We start from the raw sequence: 19,682 nt of genomic DNA, 5'->3' as shown, positions 1-19,682 counted from the left end.
TTAATATGGGATGTTAATCCCTTTAACGCAAACCCGCACGTGCCGCCGCACGGTCAATTGCGGCAATCACGTCATCCTGCGCAACAAGATGCGGCATGTGTCCGATGCCGGGCAGGCGGGTCAGTACCGCACCCGGTATCTGATCCACCAGTTTTTCAGAGTGAATTGACAGCCCGACAGTTGTGTCGGCCGTACCATGAACAATTTCGGTCGGGGCGGTAATGCGATGGTAGTCGGTGACCTGCATCAGGATTTCCGACAACAGGTTGGCGCGCTGATCTGCGTTGGCGCGCATCGATATACGGCGCAACGTCAGAGGCGCCCCCACATGATCTGCATAGCCTTCCGGGGCGGACTGCGGCGGAAAGACACTGACAATGGCGGCTTCGGTCCGCGATTGCGGTACAAAGGCTGTGATCAGGGGCACCACAAGCGCCTTGCCCCACCACGACGACGTCACGCGATAGAATGGATCAAGCGGCGTGGACCACGGGTTGGATACCGACGCGACCGGGATCAGCGCGGCCACCTGATCGGGATAGTTGGACGCCCAGGCCAGGGCCACGCCCCCGCCATAGCTTTGCCCCATCACGATGGGTTTTTCAGCGCCCAGTTGCCGCGCGGCCTGCATCAGCAGAGCGGCCTGTTGTTGCAATGTCGATCCGTCCTTGTCGACCCGTTCGGTATAGCCCAGTCCGGGGCGGTCAAACACGATCACGCGGTAGGTTTCGGCAAGGCGCGGTGCCAGCGAAAACGTCATGTCGCGGGTGTTGCCGCTGGCGCCGTGGATCAGCACCAGATCGGGGCCTTGCCCCATGACAACGGCGTGTACGTCGATCCCATTCACGTCGATAATCTGGCCTTCGGGCGGAAACGTTACTTCGGCCTGCGCCTCGCGGTGGCCGGCGCGCACCTGCACTACGGCAACAACAGCCACAACAACAAGGGCGAATGAGATCAGCAGCTTACTGGCCAATTTTTTGCATATCAAACGGGGTTGTCTGATAGATTTCATTGATCCAGTTGCCGTAAAGCAGGTGGGCATGACTGCGCCAGCGGTTTTGCGGCGGGCGGGTCGGATCATCTTCGGGGTAATAATTCAGTGGCACGTTGATCGGCGTCCCATCGGCGATATCGCGGTCATATTCCTGTTTCAGCGTGTCGCGGTCATATTCGAAATGGTTGAAGATATAGAGCGCGCGATGCGCCGGATCCTGCACCAGACAGGGGCCGACCAGATCACTGCCCAACAGGGTTTGCAGCCCGGTGGCGGCATCAATTTCGGCCTGTCGCATTTCTGTCCAGCGCGACACAGGGATCACGCAATCATCTGAAAACCCCCGCAAATAGGGCGAGGCCGGATCAAGATTGCGATGCCGGAAACAGCCGAACGCCTTGGCGCCTAGCATGTGTTTTTTCACACCGTGGAAATGGTTGATCATCGCCATCCCGCCCCAGCACACACCAAACGTGGAATGCACGTTGGTCTGGGTCCAGTCCATGACCTGCTGCAACTCGTCCCAATAGGTCACATCGGAAAATTCCAGATGTTCGATCGGAGCGCCGGTGATGATCAATCCGTCGAATTTTTCGCCGCGCACCTCTTGGAAGGTGCGGTAAAAGCTTTCCATGTGGTCGGCGGCCGTGTTGCGTGCCTGATGTTCGGTCATCCGGATCAGACTCAGTTCGATCTGAAGCGGAGTTGCCCCGATCAGGCGGGCAAACTGGTTTTCGGTCTGGATTTTCTTGGGCATCAGGTTCAGCAACCCGATGCGCAGGGGCCGGATGTCTTGGCGCGCCGCCTGTCCTTCGTCCATGACCATCACACCTTCGCGCGTCAGCACGTCAAAGGCAGGCAGGTCGGCAGGAATTTTGATTGGCATCAGACAGGTCCTATGGTCGGGCTGTTCAGGTAGCGCGTTCAGGCACGCCGCTCAAGTGCGGCGGCGATCACATCATCGAAATCGGTGGTCGTTTTTACCGAAGCAACTTCATCCGCTGTCACGGTCACGCCCCAATCGGCCATTGCCTCGTAACGCGGCTGGCGATGTTCCAGCGCCCTGGCATAGGTCCAGCGGATAAAGGAGTCAGGATCAACGTCATCTTCCTGAAGATTGTTTTTGCTCAGATATTCGGCCCATACCCGGGCCAGAAATTCGGGCTGATAGGCCATCGGCTTGGGCGCTTTGTCAAACCGGGCGATCAGATCCTGGGTATGCGCATTACTTCCCTTGATCCAGACCAGCAGTGTTTGATCGGCAAGCGCGCGCAGCAACGTATCATCGGGATTGTCGGGATCAACCCATTCACAGATAGATCCACCGCTGTCGCAAATAAAATGCGGATACCCGTAAAGCGCCTGTGCCCGTTTGATGAACCGTTCGGTATCCATCAGCGCCGAGATTTCGGCCTGCCGGAACTGTTCCTGCCGTTCGATGTAATCGGCCATTGATGTTCCGCCGCGCGCCGGATCGCCGGGTTTGCCCAGATAGGTGGCCACCGGAGTCAGGTTGTTGAACGAGATATTGGAGCCGATATAGATAGAATCCGTCATCAGAAGGTCGCGCAGGAACGGCACTTTCATCGCGTGCGCCTTGGCGTTGTCGGTGATGTATTCGCCCATATACCGTGTGCCGATCCGGTAATCGATCGAATAGTGGAACCATTGGCCGCTGGCGCGCAGCAAATTGGAAAGATGGGTCTTGCCCAGACCGGACATGCCAAACACAAGCACCCGTTTATGTTCGGTTTTCCGCCAGTCCTGCGCAGATTGATAGAGCATGGTAAGTCCCCTTTGCCCCGTCCTAGTCGCGCAGGGCAAAACCGTCAATCACTTGGCTGATCTGAACCACGCCCAGACCCACCCGTCCAGAACCACCATTCCCAGTGCCAGCAGGGCAAACCCGATATAGGCACGCGGTGAAAGCGCCTCGCCCAGAACGGCCCATCCCAGCACGATCGATACCGGCGGGATCAACAAGGTCACCAGCATCAGGTTTCCGCTGCCCGCCATGCCCAGCACACGGTAATAGAGTAGATAGGCTCCCGCCGTGGCAATCACCGCATAATACAGGATCGCGCCCCATGTCTGCGCCATCAGATCAAACTGAATCGGCCCGTCGATCAGAAGGGCGGCGGGCAGGATGATCAGGGTTGAACCCGTCAACATTCCCGCGGCGGCAACCTGTGGCGCAAGGCCCGACAGGGTCAGGCGTGCCCATGCGGACGCAAACGCATAGCTAAGTGTGCCAAGCAAAACCGCCAGTTGCGCGACGCTACGCAGATCAAGATTGGCAAACTGGTTCAGACCAATGGCCGTGGCCACCCCCAGAAAACCCAAGGTGACACCCACCAGTTTGCGCGCGCTTAACCGTTCGTCCGCGAACACTATGGCAGCAACGATCACGCCGAACACCGCCGTCGTTGCATTCAGGATCGAGGTCAGCCCGACCTCGATATGCAACTGGCCCCACGCCATCAGGGCAAACGGGATCACGTTGTTCAGCAATCCCATCACCAGAAACGCGCCCCAGACCCGCGGGTCGTGCGGGATCGGCAGGCGCATCGCCAGCACAACGCCCCAAAGCACCAGCATCGCCCATCCGGTGCGGTGCGCCACCGAGGTCAGAACCGGCACTTCCTTAAGCGCGATATGGACCGACAGGAACGATCCACCCCAGATCAGCGCCAGAAGGCCCAGTTCCGCCCATGCGCGGGTCGATAGGGATTTTTGTGGTGTCATTGCATCTGTTTAGGCGGCACGCCCGCACAGCGCGACCCGAATCTTGCGCCTAAACGAAAACGGCCCGCTGATTGCGCAGCGGGCCGGTTCAATCAAGGATTTGTATCGCAGGATCAGAAGTAATAACCGATCCGGATACCAAAGCCCAAAGCGTCGTTGTCGCGGAAAACGCCAGCAGGGGCAACGGCACCAGCGCGCGTTTCAGTGGTGTCGATCATGACATACCGGACACCACCGCTGATTTTCATGTTACCCTTGGTGTAGGTCGCGGCCAGACCAAGGCTGGTTTGACCGTCTGTCGGGCCAAGGTTGGTGGTGAAACCGCCAATCGGCTCTTCATAACCGACGGTTGCGGCAACGGCCCACGTATCGTTGATCCGGCGGCCCAGACCCAGCGTGTAGGTCACGATATCGCCGTTATAGCTGACCAGCGAACCGCCGCCTGTCAGCGTCTGGTAGTTGGTTGGCGTGATTTCGAATTCGGACCAATCAGTCCAGCGAACAGAGCCGAACAACAATGTGTCCTTGGCAATGCCCGACTGGAATTCGAGGTTCAAAGACTGAGGCGTATCAATCGGTGTTGTGCTGGCGTTCGGCCCACCCAGTGCGATCGAGGTTTCAACCGTATCCAGTTCATGTTCGATCTTGGAATTGTAGGTCAGCGAAACACGCAATGCGATATCGGGGCGTTCATACGCAACACCGGCCAGATATCCGACACCAAAGTCGCGGTCGCCATCTGCTGAATATCCGCTGACAAAAGGAATCACCGCCTCGGCTGCGATGGTCTGCAACCGGATACCACCATAAAAGCTGAGATTCGTTGGCAGGTTGTACTGCAAGATACCCGTGATCGCGTTCGAATCGAATTCCGCAGTGGACCCGGCAGCAAAATACCCTGTGCCTGTCGGATAATCGACATTCGCACCGAACGGTTTGTCAAAGATCAGCGCATAGGACCATGTATCATTGATATCGGCTTTGTATGCCGCGCCGAATTGCAGATAGTCTTCGGACATGTTGCCCGACGATCCGCCGCCAACACCGGCCGTTCCGACGCCCGAAACAGAAGGCGAAACAGAGCCAAAACTGAATTCGGCATATCTGCCTTTTTCGAAAAGCACAGCAACGGACTGGCCTGTACGGTCCAACGCGCCTGCATGTGCTGCATATGTGCTTAGCATCAGTGCAGATGCTGCTGTTAGTGCGACCTTCATCGCTGTCCTCCCACGGAAACAAGATAAAACTTTATTATGGAATGGTCGTATAAAATCGCTGACCTTTACGTCAATCTTTGACGGAACGTAACAAATATATGACCATACGTAAGTCTGAATGGGCCATGTGGCGCTTTATCGCGCACGTGCTCCGCGCGATTCCACCCAGATGTTCATGTAATTCCCCGCGAAAATGATGAACGCACCGACGAAAACCCAGATATCCAGACCTTCCTGATACAATACCATGCCCAGAACGGCGATCACCGGCAACCGGACGAAATCCATCGGGATGACCACGGTGGCCGGTGCAATGGCAAGCGCATTGGTCAGGCAGTAATGCGCCAGCAATCCGGCACATCCGATCAGAACCAGATAGGGCAGGGTGTGCGCCGTTGGCAACGCGATATCACCATCATGACCCGCCGCGATCAAACCCAGCACCAATTGGATGGCAGTGAGGTAAAACAAGATGCAACTGATGGTTTCCGTACGGGTCAGACGTTTGGTGAACATGATTGTAACGGCAAAGAACACCGCACACGCGGCCGCAGCGCCGATACCGGCGTTCAGGGTCGACGCATCGGGGCGCGCTACAATCAGAATGCCGACGAACCCCAGCAACGCCGCTAGGGCACGCACACGGGTCAAACGTTCGCCCAGAATAAGCGGCGACAAGACAACCACCCACAAGGGCGATGTGAACTCTAACGCAAAAACCTGCGCCAGGGGGATCACTGTCACCGCATAGAACCACAGGTTCTGGCCGGTGAAATGCGCGACATTGCGGATCATATGGGTGCCGGCCTGCTGTGTTCTGACCTGCTCCCAGGCGCCGTTCAGCGTAATCAGGCCGCTGACGATGATAATGCCGATCGCACTGCGATACATCATGATTTCAAACGTATCGAAATCGGAACTGACCTCGCGCCCTGCGATGGCCATCGCCGAAAACGACGAAATGGACCCGATCATCCAGAACGCGGCCACAAGAGACGCGCTTCTGGCCGGTCGCACGGAAAGGTTGGGACCTACTTCCACCACATATCCGGCATTACGATGTCGGGCTCACTTGCCAGGTTCTTGCGATCCAAGGCATGGGGCAAGACAACAGGGCCGCTGGCCGAACAACCTGAAACCCGGTCATTCCTGATGAATGTCACTTCGAAAACGCGGGGTATTTCGGCCCCGCGATGGCGGGCAATCCCGCAACAATTGTTCGGATGGACATGGGCAATCGAAAAGTCCTTGTAAATCTTTTCGAAAACCGAATTTGCCAGACGCAGAAACTCCCTGTCGAACAGTTTATCGAACGCGTGGAATTCGATAATCATAGTCCGGAACTGCCTTAGAACAGACGAGGGCGTTTCAACAAGAACATCATACTCGAACCCTTCGATATCCATTTGCAACAGCATATCGTCCGCGTTTTCAGGATTCTTTTGCGCAATCCAGGATGAAAGCGTGGTGTTGATCCCGTCGTCGCGCGCGCCCAGAAACTTTGCATCAAATTCGAACAGCGCGTTGTAGAGCGGCGGCTTTTCAACGCTCGCATCGGCCATAAAACATTTGATACCGTAGTCCGAAGCAATCGCGTTCTCGAACGTGGCCGTATAATCAACCCCCGGAGAAAAACAGGACGCTATGCCCTGCATGTCATCAGGCACCAGATAGCCGCCATCTGCATCGCCTCCGATCCGGATCAGATCAACCGGAACCAGTTTGGATTTGAACCGTTCGATAAAGGAAAGAACCAGATCGGGCTCGCACATTTTTTGCATCATGTAACCACGGTGCAAAAAATAAGGTCTGGCTATAGATGTGATGCCCATTTTGTTTTCCTTCCGGGATAGGCCTAGCACAGGAAAACTGATCGCGCGCGGGGCTGGTTCACCGTTTCATTTCACCCAGTTTGCAAACCGGTCATTCCCATTCGATCGTGCCCGGAGGTTTGGATGTGATATCATAGGTCACGCGGTTGATCCCGGGCACCTCGTTGATGATGCGGGTGGCCGTTTCGCCCAGAAAATCATGTTCGAACGGGTAATAATCGGCTGTCATGCCATCCACAGACGTGACGGCACGCAGGGCGCAGGCGTAATCATAGGTGCGCCCGTCGCCCATCACCCCGACAGTTTTCACCGGCAGGATCGCCACAAATGCCTGCCAGATATCATCATAAAGCCCGTGCCGCCTGATCTGGTCGATATAGACCGCGTCCGCTTCGCGCAGGATATCCAGTTTCTCGCGGGTAATTTCGCCCGGACAGCGAATGGCCAGACCGGGGCCGGGGAAGGGATGGCGCCCGATAAAGCTGTCGGGCAGGCCAAGTTCGCGCCCCAATGCGCGTACTTCGTCCTTGAAAAGCTCTCGCAGGGGTTCAACCAGTTGCATGTTCATCCGTTCCGGCAGGCCGCCCACATTGTGGTGCGACTTGATCGTCACGGATGGCCCGCCGCTGAACGAAACGCTTTCGATAACGTCGGGATAAAGCGTGCCCTGTGCCAGAAAATCGGCACCGCCGGTTTCCCTGGCATATCTTTCGAACACTTCGATGAACAGGCCACCGATGATCTTGCGTTTGGTTTCAGGATCGCTGACGCCTTCAAGCTTGCCCAGAAACAGATCGGATTCGTCGGCGTGAATAAGCGGCAGGTTGTAATGTTCGCGGAACATGCCCACGACCTGTTCGCTTTCGCCTTTGCGCATCAGGCCGTGATCGACATAGACACATGTCAGTTGATCACCGATCGCTTCGTGGATCAGCACCGCCGCGACGGAACTGTCAACGCCACCGGACAGGGCGCAAATCACTTTGCCGTCGCCCACTTGCGCGCGTATCTTTTCAATGGCCTCTTCGCGGTAGGCTCCCATTGTCCAGTCGCCCTTGAAGCCTGCGAGTTTCACAAAATTCTCGTACAGCTTTGCGCCGTTGGGGGTGTGGTGCACCTCGGGGTGAAACTGGACCGCATAAAAATCGCGCTGCGTATCGCCGGTGATGGCGAACGGCGCATTGGGCGATGTGCCGAAAACTTCGAAACCCGGCGCGATCTGGCTGACATGATCACCATGACTCATCCAGACCTGTTCGCGATCCGCTTCGAACCATCCCTGCAAAAGGGCCAGTTTCTTTGCCGCCGGTGTCACATAGGCGCGACCAAATTCCGCCGTTCCATGGCCGCGTTCAACCTTGCCGCCCAGAACATGCATCATCACCTGCTGGCCATAGCAGATCCCGAGGATCGGCACGCCCAAGGCGAACACCGTTGCAGGCGGCATCGGCGCGCCTTCGGCAAACACCGAGGCCGGCCCACCCGAGAAGATCACCGCCTTGGGTGCGAATTCGGCCAGAAAGGCATCCGTCACGTTCTGGTAGGGATGAATTTCGCAATAGACATTCAGTTCGCGCAGGCGGCGCGCGATCAGCTGCGTTACCTGGCTACCGAAGTCGATGATAAGAAGGCGGTCATGGGAAATTTGCGTCATGCCCGAGTGATTAGGACCGCACGAGGCCTGTTGCAAGGGCAGAACTGGGGCCAGCACCAGACCCCGCCGGTATTTTTGGCAAAAAGAAACCGGGACGCAGCGCATAGCCATGTCGCTTTTCCCCCGCAATGGCCGCAATTTACGCGCGGCGCAGGATCGGGCTGGGCTAATGTCTGATCCAATCTCGGAATTTTGACGCAAGGAAATACAATGTCAGACGTTGCACCTTCAAGACGGGCACGTGGTGGTGGCGGCGCAGCACGCCGCGCCGAGCGGTCTACCCTGAATATCGAAACCGCAAAGTTCATCGAGCGGAATATCCCGCTATACGAGATGCTGAACGACGAGGCGCTTGAGATCATCGAGCGCAATGCGGACATTATTCTGGAAGAGGTCGGGGTAAACTTTGTTAACAATCCGGCTGCACTTGAGCGCTGGCGCGCCGCTGGGGCCGAGATTGACGGCGAACGCGTGCGCATCCCGAAGGGTCTGGCGCGCGAATTGTGCAAGACCGCCCCGTCGCGGATCGTGCAACATGCACGCAATCCCGCCAAGAACGTCGAAATCGGAGGCAATACACTGGTTTGCGCACCGGTTTACGGCCCGCCCTTCGTGCGTGATGCCGCAGGCGGGCGCCGCTATGCAACAATGGATGATTTCCAGAAATTCGTGAAACTGGGATACATGTCCAAATGGCTGCATCATTCGGGCGGCACCGTGTGTGAGCCGACGGATGTGCCGGTGAACAAGCGGCATCTGGACATGTTGCTGGCCCATATGACGCTGAGCGACAAGCCGTTCATGGGATCGGTCACGGAACCAAGCCGCGCGCAGGACAGCGTGGACATGTGCGAGATCCTGTTCGGCAAGGAGTTCGTTCAGAACAACACCGTCATGACATCGCTGATCAACATCAACTCGCCCATGACCTTTGACGACGTGATGATGGGTGCGCTTGAGGTCTATGCCGCCAACAATCAGGCCTGCATCATTTCCCCGTTCATCGTGGGCGGCGCAATGGCGCCGGTTTCGGTGATCGGCACGCTGACGCAGGTGATGGCGGAATGTCTGGCGGGCATCGCCTATAGCCAGTTGGTGCGTCCGGGTGCGCCGGTGATTTTCGGGGCATTTGTGACATCAATCGACATGAATTCGGGCGCGCCGACCTTTGGCACACCCGAAGCGTCGCAAATCCTTTACGGGGCAGGGCAGTTGGCCCGTCGCATGGGTCTGCCGTTCCGGTCGGGTGGTGGATTGTGCGGTAGCAAGCTGCCCGATGCGCAGGCGGCTTATGAAACCGCGCACACCCACAACGCGGCCCTGTTGGGCGGTGTGAACTTCATGCTGCATTCCTGCGGCTGGCTCGAGGGCGGTCTGGTGTCGTCTTTCGAGAAATTCGTGATGGACGCGGACCAACTGGGCATCTTGCACAACATGGCGCGCGGCGTTCAGTGGGATGAGAACGGTCAGGCGATGGATGCGATTCGCGAAGTTGGCCCGGGTGGGCATTATCTGGGATGTGCGCACACGCAGGCCAATTTCAAAGATGCGTTCTGGCGCACCGAGGTGTTCGATTACAAACCGTTCGAAACCTGGGACGAAGAAGGCGCGCGCGATACGCAGGCCCTGGCCTCTCTGCGGGTAGAGCGCCTGTTGAACGCCTATGAAAAGCCGCCCCTTGATCCGGCGGTTGAAGAGGCGTTGCAAGCTTATGTTGCCGAGAAAAAAGCATCTATGGCCGACGCTTTTGTCTAAACACTTTGCGAGGCGCGCAACAATCGCGCCTCGCCCATCATGGCGATCAGGATATCGACATGACGCACCAGCGAATAAGACGCATCGTCACTGATACGCTGGCTGTTTATCGCCGCTTCCATTTCCATCAGTTTCAGTAGTGCAGGGGCGGGCCGCGGCGCGCTGCCATAGCCCAGTATCCGCTGCAGGTGCCGGTCACGGCGGTATTCTTCGGCCCCGATGCGCGCCGCCCGCATTAACAGGCGCGGGCGCTTCAGAACTGTCAGCATGGTCAGAATGTCTTGCACGGTGCTTTCCTTTTTTGTCCAGTCAAATCAAAGCGTCGGACATCAGGATGGCACAGGTTCGTGCCCTGTTGCGGAGGGCATACCCTGCGCGCACGGCGGATTCACGCGTGTTTATCAAATGGAAACAATAATTGGAATTTCCGATGATTTTAATCGAACAGTAATCAATACAACCCTAGGTAGTTTTCAACATCTTGGTAATGAAAATGAACAATCCGTTTCACGGAACCCGGTTCGTCGACCTGTTCAGTCGCACCAACCCACGGAGTGAGTGATGACATACATGCCGTCTTGCACCGGGTTCCCGTTTTCCCTGCCGACCTGGGTGCCCGGAAATGTCGCGGATTATCTTGCCCACACTGAATCCGGTCTTTCAATTCGCGCGCTGGCCCGCAGCAAAGGCACACATGCATCAACCATCTTGCGCCAGATCCGCAAACTGGAGGCAAGGCGCGACGATCCGTTGATCGACACTGCCTTGCGCCGGTTGGGACAGGCCCATTTCCGGCCCGTGATTAAGGGGCGCTTCACTGTTTCATCAACCAAGGAGGGTATACCGATGTCTGTCAGCACCGGTTATGACACATCATCCAATCCGGACGGGGCATCCCTGTCCGGTGAAGCGGCGCGGATCCTGCGGCGCCTGTGCGAAACGGGCGCGGTTCTGGCCGTGGCCACAGATATGGAAAAATCCGTTGTCGTGCGCGACGGGCCGGACGGGGCCAGCACCCGCACTGCGGTTGTGGACACGACCGTGGCGCAGGCGATGGCGCTGAACGACTGGATTGCCTGCAAAACACCGGGGCGGCTGTCGCGCTATAAAATCACACCGGCCGGTCGCACGGCGCTGAGCCGGATGCTGGCGGAACAGGAAAACAGATGCCGGATTGCACGCGAATCCGGCTTTGCCGAGGATCAAAGCGGGTTCGACACACAACGCGCGGGCCCCTTGGAGCAGGGTGCAGACAGCGCAAAATCCCGTCGGTTGCGATATAATCTGGCGGAAAGCCCTTTGATTGCGCTGGCGCGCCGTAAGGACCGCGACGGCTCCCCCTTTCTGGGGGATGATCTTGTGCGGGCCGGCGAACGGTTGCGCGAAGATTTCGAACTGTCCCAGATGGGGCCGCGCATGACCCAGAACTGGAACCAGTTTCTGACAGGGGGCATCCGTTCGGGGGGAGCCGGGCATAATGAAGGGGCCGCAGGCCCGATGCGTGCACGCGAACGGGTGGCACAGGCCTTAAGTGACCTTGGGCCGGGCCTGTCTGATGTTGCCTTGCGATGCTGTTGCTTTCTGGAAGGGCTGGAAATGGCGGAAAAACGCATGGGATGGTCGGCACGGTCAGGCAAGATTGCGCTGCGCATCGCCCTGCAGCGTCTGAAACGGCACTACAGCGAAACAAAAGGCGGGGCAGGATCGATGATCGGCTGAAGTTTCACCTTTGCGTGTGGCCCTGCAACGGTGATTGAGAAGTGCGCGCCGGCTGATTAGCCTGAATGCTGAAACCGGTGGCAGGGACTGAGCATGACATATTTTGATCGCAAGGACGCATTGGCCCTGTTCATTTTGCGGCTGGGTCTGGTCTGGTTCATGTTTCTGTGGGCTGCGCACAAGCTGATCACTCCGGCGCAATATCAGCAACTGGCCCGGCATTTCGACGGGGTCGAGGTGTCGCTGACCCAGATCTACATTGCCGGTGGCGTACAGATCTTTCTGTGTCTGCTGGCCCTGCTGGGGGCGTTGCGCCTTTTCAGTTACGGCAGTCTGGCCCTGATGCACCTTTATACCATCTCGCGCCGGTGGGAGGGGTTTCTTGATCCGTTTGCCCTGAACGACAAGGGCTTTCCCGTTCACCGCAATCAGGTGATCGATCTGGCTGTGCTGGCGGCGTTTGCCGCTTTGTTGCTATTGATCCATCGTGACCATTTCAGCGTCGGCGGCTGGCTGCGGCGGCACCAAGGCGCGCATTGGTGGCACTAGAGCGGCCCAGGAAAAGGGTCGCCTTCGGCGAAAGTATTTATGAAAAGATGAAGCGGAAAAGGAGAACAGCCGACGATAAAACAGAGGCGACATTGCGTCGCTGGTTTTTTCGCTTATGTCAGGGTATATGAGCGATAGTTTAACGGCTAAACCAAAAGGCCCGCCCGATGCGTGATTTGAAAATACCCGAACATCGTCACCCTGAAAAAGCCCGCCGCCCCGATAATCCCCAGCCAAAGAAACCGGCATGGATCAGGGTCAAGGCGCCGGGCGGCAAGGGCTATGCCGATACCGCCAAGATCATGCGCGACAACAAACTGGTCACCGTCTGCGAAGAAGCCGGTTGCCCCAATGTCGGCGAATGCTGGAGCCAGGGCCACGCCACCATGATGATCATGGGCGAGGTCTGCACGCGGGCCTGCACGTTCTGCAACATCGCCACCGGCAAACCGCCCGAAGATCTGGACGTGTTCGAACCGGGACGGGTTGCGGATGCGGTAAAAAAACTGGGTCTGAACCACGTTGTGATCACATCCGTGGATCGTGACGACATCGAAGACGGCGGGGCAGCGCATTTTGCCCAGACGATCCGCGCTATCCGCAATCAATCACCCGATACCACGATCGAAATCCTGACGCCGGATTTCATCCGCTGCGATCCATCGGTTCTGGAACAGGTTGTCGAAGCGCGCCCCGACGTGTTCAACCACAATCTTGAAACCGTTCCCGGCCTTTATCCGCAGGTGCGACCCGGTGCCCGCTATTTCCATTCCCTGCGTCTGTTGCAGCGGGTCAAGGAAATGGACCCGTCGATGTTTACCAAATCCGGTATCATGGTGGGTCTTGGCGAAGACCGTCAGGCCGTGATGCAGGTGATGGAAGACATGCGTGCCGCCGATATCGATTTTCTGACCATCGGCCAGTATCTGCAACCCACGCCGAAACACCACAAGGTGGACCGTTTTGTCCACCCTGATGAATTTGCCGCCTATGAAAAAGCTGCCTATGGCAAAGGGTTCCTGATGGTTTCGGCCACGCCGCTGACGCGATCAAGCTATCATGCCGGTGACGATTTCGCGCGTCTGCGCGAGGCGCGGATCAGGAAATTGTCGGGCCAGTAGGCGCAGTTACGGCAACGCCTTGAGGTAGGCCGCGATTGCAGCGCGGTCACTGGCGGGCAGGCGGGCCATGTTGCCAACCACTTTCGCCATGTGACCACCGGCGCTGTCATACTCCGGTGTGAACCCGCTTTCCAGATAGTAGGCGATGTCGGCCGCGCTCCAGGTCAGGCTGGCCGGATCGATCCCCGGAATGCGCCCTTTGCCGGACGGGTTGGGCGCGCCCGTCATCCAGTTCGACAGGTCAAGCCCGCCAGCAAAATCGCGCGGCGTATGACATTCCGAACAATGGCCCGGCCCTTCGACAAGATAGCGACCGCGCGCGATCTGTGCATCCACATCGCCGGCCAGCACCCAATCGTCTTTCAGGTTAAGCTGCTTCCACAGCCCGATGCCGCGCCGCACCGTAAAGGGAAACCCCAGATCATGGGGCGGGTTGACCTGATCTGACGCGGGCAGGGTGACCAGATAGGCATGCAGGTCGACGACATCCTGTGCCGTCATCTTGGTGTAGGATGTGTAAGGAAAAGACGGGTAATAATGCCGACCGTCAGGCGATACACCGGCCATCATAGCATTGGCGAGGTCAAGCGCGCTCCACCCGCCAATGCCCGCTTCGGGGTGGGGCGAGATATTGGGCACGGTGAACGCCCCGAAATCGCTGGCAAGGGATTGGCCGCCCGCCAGCACCAGAAGATCATCGCCTTTGGCATCATCCGCTGCATGGCAGGATGCGCAACCGCCCGCCCAGAACACAAGCGCGCCCTGTTCGGGATCGGGCGTCAGCCCCGCCAACAGGGCATCATCTACCCCGACAGGGCGGGACAGCCACCAACCGAAAGCCGCCCCGAGCAGTGCAAGAAAAATGCCCCAGCGCACCAGTCGCATGGGGTATCACCCTTCAGGTGCGCGAAAGGTTTCGTGGCAGGCCTTGCAGCTTCCCCCCATCGGGCCCATTGCAGGGCCAATGGCATCCGGTCCGCCCGCCACAGCGGCCTGCATCGCCACTGCCGCCTTGCCGAAATCGGCCCATTTGGCCGCGAATTCATCGGGCTTTTCCCATATATTGGGCTGCGCTCGGGTACCATCGATCGACATGTTGTCCGAACCGGCGGGCCACATCGCGTCTTCGTGGAGATTTGACACGGTCACCAGATTATCGGCGGCTTCCTGTGCCATCCCGGCATCAAATTCTCGTTCGCCCTTTAGCATGTCACCCAGCAAGCCAAGGTTGAACGCCATGATCCGGAACTGGCCCTGACGGGCTTTCTTTTCGGCGTTGAAATCCTGTGCAAAAGCCGTTGTTGCGGTCAGCGCGACCGCTGCGACTGCTGTTATCGAAATAATCTTCATTGGGCCCTCCGGTTTTTCTGTTGTGCCGCCATCGTGAAGCGATCTGCCCCTGTGTCAAATAAACTATTTGAGAACAACGCAAAAAACTGCGGGCACAGCACGTTTTTTGCCTAATCGGAATAACGCTTGATTCTGGTGTTTTCGGTGCTGGCCCAATCCGGCCACACGCCGAAATGATCCAGCGCATAGATCGCCGCGCTGATCGCCACGACCGCCGCAAGCAGCTTCATGCGCGCAACCGAAGGCGGCCTGTCTGCCCAGCGGCGCAACCGCAACAGATGCCGGATGTTCATTCGGTGAATCGCACCTTGCCGATAAAGGGCAGGTTGCGATTGCGTTGTGCAAAGTCGATGCCATAGCCGACGACGAATTCGTCGGGAATTTCAAATCCGGTCCAGTCGGCCTTGAAATCAACCTCGCGGCGGCTGGGTTTGTCCAGCAGGGCGATGGATTTCAAACGCGCGGGGTGGCGGCTTTCCAACAGGTGCGTGACGTGGTTCAGCGTGTGGCCGGTATCGACGATATCTTCGACGACCAAAACATCGCGCCCTTCAATTGCGCCGCGTAAATCCTTGAGAATACGCACTTCCCGCGTGCTTTCCATGCCATCCCCGTATGAAGACGCTTCCAGAAAATCGACTTCGATCGGAAGATCAAGTTCGCGCACCAGATCGGCAATGAACACAAAACTGCCGCGCAGCAGGCCGACAACAACCAGTTTGTCGGTATCCTTGAATTCTTCGTGAATCTCGCGACACAGTTCCTCGATTCGCGCTGCAATCGATTTGGCCGAGATCATTTCATCAATGACATATGGACGCGTCATTCTGCCTTCCCCTTGATTTTCCCGCCAAACAATACGACATCGGGCGGCACTGTCACGGTCAAAGGCAAGAATTCAAGATGCCCACCCATTCGGAAACGCGCCATTTGCCGTATTCTGCGCAGCAAATGTACGATCTGGTGGCAGATGTGGCGCGATATCCCGAATTTCTGCCCTGGTGCGCGGCAGCGCGGATCAGATCGACACGCGATATCCCCGATGGCGGCGTCGTGATGGAGGCCGATCTGGTGATTTCCTTCAAGGTCTTTCGCGAACGCTTTGGCAGCCGCGTGACGTTGTGGCCCGCGCAGTACAAGATTGACACGGAATATCTGGATGGCCCGTTCCGCTACATGAAATCGAACTGGGCTTTTGCCGATGCGCCGGGGGGATGCGAGGTGACGTTTTTCGTGGATTTTGAATTCAAGAACGCGGTTTTGCAGGGCATCATCGGCGTGGTGTTCAACGAGGCGATGCAGCGGATCGTGCGGGCCTTTGAACGGCGGGCGGCAGAGCTTTATGGCTGATCCTGTCGAACAGATTGTCTCTGCGGCGACTGCGCCGCCGCCACCGGATGCGCTGGAAGTGATGCGTCTGTCGCTGGTGGATTGGCTTTCGGTCGGTCTGGCGGGGCGGGAAGAACCGGTTTCAACGCTGACCCGCGACATGGTGCTGGCCGAAGGCGGCCATGCGCAGGCCACGCTTTTTGGCGGGCAAAAGGCACCGGCGCGGGCGGCGGCGCTGTGCAATGGGGCCTGTTCGCATGCGCTGGATTATGACGACACACATTTTGCCCACATCGGGCACCCTTCGGTTGCGGTGATCCCCGCGGCGCTGGCCGTGGCCGAGATGTGCAATGCCACGCCCGAACAGATGGTGCGCGCCGCCCTGGCCGGATGCGAGGCATCGGTGCGCTTCGGCCTGTTGTTCGGGCGCAGCCACTACCAGACGGGATTTCACCAGACGGCCACGGCGGGGGCGTTCGGCGCGACTGTCGCTGCGGTTTTATTGCTTTCGGATGAGCGCGCAGTGATGGCGCACGCCCTTGGTCTAGTCAGCACGCGCGCATCTGGGCTGAAATCGCAGTTCGGCACCATGGGCAAACCGTTCAACGCCGGTATTGCCGCATCAAACGGGGTCGAGGCGGCGCTGCTGGCACAGCGCGGGTTCATATCCAACCCAGATGCCATCACCGGTGCCTTGGGATTCACCGATACACATCACTGCGAAACATCGGACGCGCAGCCAGACGGGTTTCTGATGCCGCAGGTCCAGCACAAGTTCCACGCCTGCTGCCATGGTCTGCACGCCGCGCTTGAGGCGCTGGAGACCCTGAAACCGGTTGCACCGGAAACTGTGCGCACCCTGCGCGTGCACACCAATCCACGCTGGATGAGCGTGTGCAACAAATCCACAGTGACCACGGGGCTTGAGGCAAAGTTCAGCTATCGCGCAGTGCTGGCCCTGTCATTGGCGGGGCACAGCACGGCGGCGCTGGACAGCTACAATGATACGCTGTGCGCCGATCCGCAGCTTGCCGCATTGCGCGCGCGCGCGGATGTGGTTGCGGATGCCAGTATTGCGGAAACCGCCACCCGGCTTGCGCTTGACACCGATCAGGGACAGCGCACCGCAACGTTTGATCTGAACACGCCGCTGACAGGGCCGCAACGCGCGCAGCGGATCAGATCGAAATCGGCGGCGTTGCTGGGGGCGAACAAGGCAGATGCCGTCTGGCAGGTCGTGCACGCAGCCGACGCCACCATGGCCGACCTGACGGCGACGATGGTCCCCTGATCACGCCCCTGCAGGGGCCAGCGCGGTTTGTAGCAGAAACAGCGCATGATCCCTTGCGGCAGCGCGCACCTTGTCCCGCCCCAAGGCCCCGAATTCCACGGTTTCGCAAACTGTTGCGCGCCCCGTGGCGGCCAGCGCGAAACACACGCGCCCTTCGGGTTTGAAATCGGAACCGCCCGGACCGGCGATGCCGGTAATGGCCACGCTTAACTGCACAGGGGCATTGCGCAATGCGCCATCCGCCATGGCGCGCGCCACTTCTTCCGACACGGCACCGTAGGTATCCAGTGTTTCCACCGACACGCCCAGCATGTCCTGTTTGGCCTGATTGGTATAGGTCACAAAGCCGCGTTCGAACACTTCCGAAGATCCGGCCACATCGGTCAGCGCGGCGGCAACCATGCCACCTGTGCAGCTTTCGGCGGTGGCGATCATGATGCCCTGGGCACTGGCCGCGTTCAGGATGGCCGCGACAGTCACACCCCCAAGACCCAGTGCGCCAGCCACGCCAGCACGGCAACGCCAAGTGCCGCGAACACACCGGCAATCACATCGTCAAGCATCACCCCCAGCGCATCATTGCGCCGGTCGGCCCAGCCAATGGGGCCGGGTTTGGTGATGTCGAACAGGCGAAACAGCACAAAGGCCGCGATCCACCCCGGCCACATCGCGGTCATTGCGACACCAGCATGCCATGCGCCAAAGGACAGCGGCAAAAGCGCGATCAGCTGGCCTGCGACCTCGTCCATCACGATTTCAGAGGGGTCGTGATTTTCCTGCCCCTTGGTCATTTCCCGCGTAGCCCACCATCCGGCCAGAAACGTGACGGCACAGGCCGCCAGCATCAGGGGAAAGCCACCGATTATCTGGATGACCGCCGCCAAAGGCAATGCGGCCAGCGACCCCCATGTGCCCGGGGCGGGGCGCAGATATCCTACGCCGCCAACCGTGCCTGTCATCTGTGCAACCCGGTTCATGCCGGAACCAGAGTTGCACTGGCCTGGGCAGCGATGCCTTCGCCCCGTCCGGTAAAGCCAAGTTGTTCCGATGTTGTCGCCTTGATCGAAACCTGATCCGCGCGCAGCCCCATGATCTTGGCCATGCGCGCCTGCATGGCCTCTGCATGGGGGCCGATCTTGGGAAATTCGCAGATCAGCGTGCAATCGACATTGCCGATCCGATACTGCATCTGCTGCGCCAGATCGACGGCATGGCGCAGGAAAATATCGCTGGCCGCCCCTTTCCACTGCGGATCACTGGGCGGAAAATGGCGGCCGATATCGCCTTGCGCCAGCGCGCCATAAATCGCGTCTGTCACCGCATGCATCCCCACATCCGCATCGGAATGACCCTGCAGGCCGCGCGTGTGGGGCACAGCCACACCGCACAGAACCAACTTCGATCCGTCGCAAAACCGGTGCACGTCAAAGCCGTTGCCTGTCCGTATGTCCATCTGATGCCTCAAAATACGCTCTGCGCGTTTAAAATCATCCGCCGTCGTGATTTTCAGATTGTCTTCCGACCCGTCCACAATGGCAACCTCAAGCCCCGCCGCGCGCGCAATTTCAACATCATCCGCCGCGTCGCCGATATAGGTGCGATGCGCCGTGGTGATCGCTGTCAGGTTGAACCCCTGCGGTGTTTGCGCCCGATACAGGCCGCTGCGGTCCACCGGACCGTTCACAACACCGTCCTGACCCGACCAAAGGGCATCCACCACGGGCAATGCCGGTGCCGCTGCCTTGTGGGTTTTCAACGCATCCAGCACCCGCGAGATGATGTCGCGCGCCACACAGGGGCGCGCACCATCGTGGATCAGAACGTGATCATAGCTTCCTTCCAGCACCTCAAGCCCGGCAAGAACGGATGCACGGCGCGTCGGCCCGCCAGTTACAAGATCGAACTTTGACAAGGCGGGCAGGGGATATTTGCCAATGTCCTGCGGCCCCACCACCAGAAGGGTGCGATCAATTTCGGGATGTGCGGCAAAGCGGGCCAGCGTGTGTTCCACCACAAGACGCCCGCCAAGGGGGCGCCATTGCTTGGGTACACCGCCCCCGGCGCGCAGTCCGCGCCCGGCGGCAACAATGATGGCAGCTGTGGTCATGATCCCTCGGGTCTGG

General features: G+C 58.6%; 22 protein-coding genes. 6 read left to right on the top strand and 16 right to left on the bottom strand.

Annotated elements, in window-relative coordinates; genetic code table 11:
* Window positions 1–22 precede the first annotated feature (22 nt).
* From OLX72_RS16765 to guaA, 8 genes are all read right to left on the bottom strand, one after another.
* Window positions 23–976, bottom strand: coding sequence for an alpha/beta fold hydrolase (locus OLX72_RS16765; protein ID WP_433989148.1), 954 nt, complete (start codon window positions 974–976; stop codon window positions 23–25).
* Window positions 966–1,883, bottom strand: coding sequence for a homoserine O-acetyltransferase MetA (gene metA, locus OLX72_RS16760; protein ID WP_114870063.1), 918 nt, complete (start codon window positions 1,881–1,883; stop codon window positions 966–968). Before metA ends, OLX72_RS16765 begins: the two co-directional genes overlap by 11 nt.
* A gap of 38 nt (window positions 1,884–1,921) precedes the next feature.
* Window positions 1,922–2,782 carry an ATPase gene (locus OLX72_RS16755; protein ID WP_433989147.1) on the bottom strand — a complete coding sequence of 287 codons (861 nt, stop codon included), beginning with the start codon at window positions 2,780–2,782 and terminating at the stop codon, window positions 1,922–1,924.
* A 48-nt stretch (window positions 2,783–2,830) separates the two neighbouring features.
* Window positions 2,831–3,742 carry a DMT family transporter gene (locus tag OLX72_RS16750; protein ID WP_433989146.1) on the bottom strand — a complete coding sequence of 304 codons (912 nt, stop codon included), beginning with the start codon at window positions 3,740–3,742 and terminating at the stop codon, window positions 2,831–2,833.
* A 113-nt stretch (window positions 3,743–3,855) separates the two neighbouring features.
* On the bottom strand, window positions 3,856–4,959 hold the full coding sequence (locus tag OLX72_RS16745) for an OmpP1/FadL family transporter (protein WP_433989145.1): 1,104 nt from the start codon (window positions 4,957–4,959) through the stop codon (window positions 3,856–3,858).
* A gap of 135 nt (window positions 4,960–5,094) precedes the next feature.
* Window positions 5,095–5,934 (bottom strand): DMT family transporter, encoded by an 840-nt coding sequence (locus tag OLX72_RS16740; RefSeq protein WP_433990475.1) that lies wholly within the window; start codon window positions 5,932–5,934, stop codon window positions 5,095–5,097.
* A gap of 56 nt (window positions 5,935–5,990) precedes the next feature.
* Window positions 5,991–6,791 (bottom strand): FkbM family methyltransferase, encoded by an 801-nt coding sequence (locus tag OLX72_RS16735; RefSeq protein WP_433989144.1) that lies wholly within the window; start codon window positions 6,789–6,791, stop codon window positions 5,991–5,993.
* A gap of 91 nt (window positions 6,792–6,882) precedes the next feature.
* Window positions 6,883–8,445, bottom strand: coding sequence for a glutamine-hydrolyzing GMP synthase (gene guaA, locus OLX72_RS16730; protein ID WP_433989143.1), 1,563 nt, complete (start codon window positions 8,443–8,445; stop codon window positions 6,883–6,885).
* Window positions 8,446–8,655: 210 nt separating this feature from the next.
* Here guaA and OLX72_RS16725 point away from each other — a divergent pair, with 210 nt between their 5' ends.
* Entirely contained in the window at window positions 8,656–10,200 is a 1,545-nt protein-coding gene (locus OLX72_RS16725) for a trimethylamine methyltransferase family protein (protein WP_114870068.1), read from the top strand.
* Here the strand turns inward: OLX72_RS16725 and OLX72_RS16720 are convergent.
* Entirely contained in the window at window positions 10,197–10,487 is a 291-nt protein-coding gene (locus tag OLX72_RS16720; RefSeq protein ID WP_114870069.1) for a DUF6477 family protein, read from the bottom strand. The genes OLX72_RS16725 and OLX72_RS16720 overlap by 4 nt on opposite strands.
* A gap of 274 nt (window positions 10,488–10,761) precedes the next feature.
* Here OLX72_RS16720 and OLX72_RS16715 point away from each other — a divergent pair, with 274 nt between their 5' ends.
* The 3 genes from OLX72_RS16715 to lipA all read left to right on the top strand — a co-directional run bounded on the left by OLX72_RS16715 (window position 10,762) and on the right by lipA (window position 13,589).
* Window positions 10,762–11,919, top strand: coding sequence for a DUF6456 domain-containing protein (locus OLX72_RS16715; RefSeq protein WP_433989142.1), 1,158 nt, complete (start codon window positions 10,762–10,764; stop codon window positions 11,917–11,919).
* A 93-nt stretch (window positions 11,920–12,012) separates the two neighbouring features.
* Window positions 12,013–12,468, top strand: a complete 456-nt coding sequence (locus OLX72_RS16710; protein WP_114870070.1) for a hypothetical protein — start codon at window positions 12,013–12,015, stop codon at window positions 12,466–12,468.
* A gap of 167 nt (window positions 12,469–12,635) precedes the next feature.
* A complete protein-coding gene (lipA, locus tag OLX72_RS16705) occupies window positions 12,636–13,589 on the top strand; it encodes a lipoyl synthase (protein ID WP_433989141.1) in 954 nt (317 codons plus the stop codon).
* Window positions 13,590–13,595: 6 nt separating this feature from the next.
* Here the strand turns inward: lipA and OLX72_RS16700 are convergent, their stop codons facing one another.
* From OLX72_RS16700 to hpt, 4 genes are all read right to left on the bottom strand, one after another.
* The gene (locus tag OLX72_RS16700) at window positions 13,596–14,474 is read right to left on the bottom strand and encodes a cytochrome c (protein ID WP_114870072.1); all 879 of its coding nucleotides are present in this window, start codon (window positions 14,472–14,474) and stop codon (window positions 13,596–13,598) included.
* Window positions 14,475–14,480: 6 nt separating this feature from the next.
* Window positions 14,481–14,939, bottom strand: a complete 459-nt coding sequence (locus OLX72_RS16695; protein ID WP_114870073.1) for a c-type cytochrome — start codon at window positions 14,937–14,939, stop codon at window positions 14,481–14,483.
* Window positions 14,940–15,049: 110 nt separating this feature from the next.
* The gene (locus OLX72_RS16690; RefSeq protein WP_114870074.1) at window positions 15,050–15,232 is read right to left on the bottom strand and encodes a hypothetical protein; all 183 of its coding nucleotides are present in this window, start codon (window positions 15,230–15,232) and stop codon (window positions 15,050–15,052) included.
* Window positions 15,229–15,765 carry a hypoxanthine phosphoribosyltransferase gene (hpt, locus tag OLX72_RS16685; protein ID WP_114870075.1) on the bottom strand — a complete coding sequence of 179 codons (537 nt, stop codon included), beginning with the start codon at window positions 15,763–15,765 and terminating at the stop codon, window positions 15,229–15,231. Before hpt ends, OLX72_RS16690 begins: the two co-directional genes overlap by 4 nt.
* 77 nt (window positions 15,766–15,842) lie before the next feature.
* Between hpt and OLX72_RS16680 the strand changes: the two genes are divergently transcribed.
* Both OLX72_RS16680 and OLX72_RS16675 read left to right on the top strand, forming a co-directional pair.
* A complete protein-coding gene (locus tag OLX72_RS16680) occupies window positions 15,843–16,289 on the top strand; it encodes a type II toxin-antitoxin system RatA family toxin (protein WP_114870076.1) in 447 nt (148 codons plus the stop codon).
* Window positions 16,282–17,559 carry an MmgE/PrpD family protein gene (locus OLX72_RS16675; RefSeq protein WP_433989140.1) on the top strand — a complete coding sequence of 426 codons (1,278 nt, stop codon included), beginning with the start codon at window positions 16,282–16,284 and terminating at the stop codon, window positions 17,557–17,559. The genes OLX72_RS16680 and OLX72_RS16675 overlap by 8 nt, the downstream gene beginning before the upstream one ends.
* On the opposite strand, the gene OLX72_RS16670 is transcribed toward OLX72_RS16675, so the two are convergent.
* Genes OLX72_RS16670 through OLX72_RS16660 form a run of 3 tightly spaced genes read right to left on the bottom strand, consistent with a single transcriptional unit; the run spans window position 17,560 to window position 19,666 of the window.
* Window positions 17,560–18,039, bottom strand: coding sequence for a CinA family protein (locus OLX72_RS16670; RefSeq protein ID WP_114872237.1), 480 nt, complete (start codon window positions 18,037–18,039; stop codon window positions 17,560–17,562). It abuts the gene before it with no gap.
* A complete protein-coding gene (locus tag OLX72_RS16665) occupies window positions 18,036–18,536 on the bottom strand; it encodes a phosphatidylglycerophosphatase A family protein (RefSeq protein WP_433989139.1) in 501 nt (166 codons plus the stop codon). The genes OLX72_RS16670 and OLX72_RS16665 overlap by 4 nt, the downstream gene beginning before the upstream one ends.
* On the bottom strand, window positions 18,533–19,666 hold the full coding sequence (locus OLX72_RS16660) for a bifunctional 2-C-methyl-D-erythritol 4-phosphate cytidylyltransferase/2-C-methyl-D-erythritol 2,4-cyclodiphosphate synthase (protein ID WP_114870079.1): 1,134 nt from the start codon (window positions 19,664–19,666) through the stop codon (window positions 18,533–18,535). Before OLX72_RS16660 ends, OLX72_RS16665 begins: the two co-directional genes overlap by 4 nt.
* Window positions 19,667–19,682: the final 16 nt, after the last annotated feature.

The organism is Sulfitobacter sp. TBRI5 (assembly GCF_051013555.1).
Classification (GTDB): Bacteria; Pseudomonadota; Alphaproteobacteria; order Rhodobacterales; family Rhodobacteraceae; genus JL08.
The sequence above is the reverse complement of the archived record's forward strand: the minus strand, read 5'-3'. Positions and strand labels throughout refer to the sequence as shown.

What these genes read in the sequence shown, in the direction of transcription:
- metA (WP_114870063.1), bottom strand. Translation starts at nt 1,883, where the DNA reads ATGCCAATCAAAATTCCTGCCGACCTGCCTGCCTTTGACGTGCTGACG.
- OLX72_RS16755 (WP_433989147.1), bottom strand. Translation starts at nt 2,782, where the DNA reads ATGCTCTATCAATCTGCGCAGGACTGGCGGAAAACCGAACATAAACGG.
- OLX72_RS16750 (WP_433989146.1), bottom strand. Translation starts at nt 3,742, where the DNA reads ATGACACCACAAAAATCCCTATCGACCCGCGCATGGGCGGAACTGGGC.
- OLX72_RS16745 (WP_433989145.1), bottom strand. Translation starts at nt 4,959, where the DNA reads ATGAAGGTCGCACTAACAGCAGCATCTGCACTGATGCTAAGCACATAT.
- OLX72_RS16740 (WP_433990475.1), bottom strand. Translation starts at nt 5,934, where the DNA reads ATGATCGGGTCCATTTCGTCGTTTTCGGCGATGGCCATCGCAGGGCGC.
- OLX72_RS16735 (WP_433989144.1), bottom strand. Translation starts at nt 6,791, where the DNA reads ATGGGCATCACATCTATAGCCAGACCTTATTTTTTGCACCGTGGTTAC.
- guaA (WP_433989143.1), bottom strand. Translation starts at nt 8,445, where the DNA reads ATGACGCAAATTTCCCATGACCGCCTTCTTATCATCGACTTCGGTAGC.
- OLX72_RS16725 (WP_114870068.1), top strand. Translation starts at nt 8,656, where the DNA reads ATGTCAGACGTTGCACCTTCAAGACGGGCACGTGGTGGTGGCGGCGCA.
- OLX72_RS16715 (WP_433989142.1), top strand. Translation starts at nt 10,762, where the DNA reads ATGACATACATGCCGTCTTGCACCGGGTTCCCGTTTTCCCTGCCGACC.
- OLX72_RS16710 (WP_114870070.1), top strand. Translation starts at nt 12,013, where the DNA reads ATGACATATTTTGATCGCAAGGACGCATTGGCCCTGTTCATTTTGCGG.
- lipA (WP_433989141.1), top strand. Translation starts at nt 12,636, where the DNA reads ATGCGTGATTTGAAAATACCCGAACATCGTCACCCTGAAAAAGCCCGC.
- OLX72_RS16700 (WP_114870072.1), bottom strand. Translation starts at nt 14,474, where the DNA reads ATGCGACTGGTGCGCTGGGGCATTTTTCTTGCACTGCTCGGGGCGGCT.
- OLX72_RS16695 (WP_114870073.1), bottom strand. Translation starts at nt 14,939, where the DNA reads ATGAAGATTATTTCGATAACAGCAGTCGCAGCGGTCGCGCTGACCGCA.
- OLX72_RS16690 (WP_114870074.1), bottom strand. Translation starts at nt 15,232, where the DNA reads ATGAACATCCGGCATCTGTTGCGGTTGCGCCGCTGGGCAGACAGGCCG.
- hpt (WP_114870075.1), bottom strand. Translation starts at nt 15,765, where the DNA reads ATGACGCGTCCATATGTCATTGATGAAATGATCTCGGCCAAATCGATT.
- OLX72_RS16680 (WP_114870076.1), top strand. Translation starts at nt 15,843, where the DNA reads ATGCCCACCCATTCGGAAACGCGCCATTTGCCGTATTCTGCGCAGCAA.
- OLX72_RS16675 (WP_433989140.1), top strand. Translation starts at nt 16,282, where the DNA reads ATGGCTGATCCTGTCGAACAGATTGTCTCTGCGGCGACTGCGCCGCCG.
- OLX72_RS16665 (WP_433989139.1), bottom strand. Translation starts at nt 18,536, where the DNA reads ATGAACCGGGTTGCACAGATGACAGGCACGGTTGGCGGCGTAGGATAT.
- OLX72_RS16660 (WP_114870079.1), bottom strand. Translation starts at nt 19,666, where the DNA reads ATGACCACAGCTGCCATCATTGTTGCCGCCGGGCGCGGACTGCGCGCC.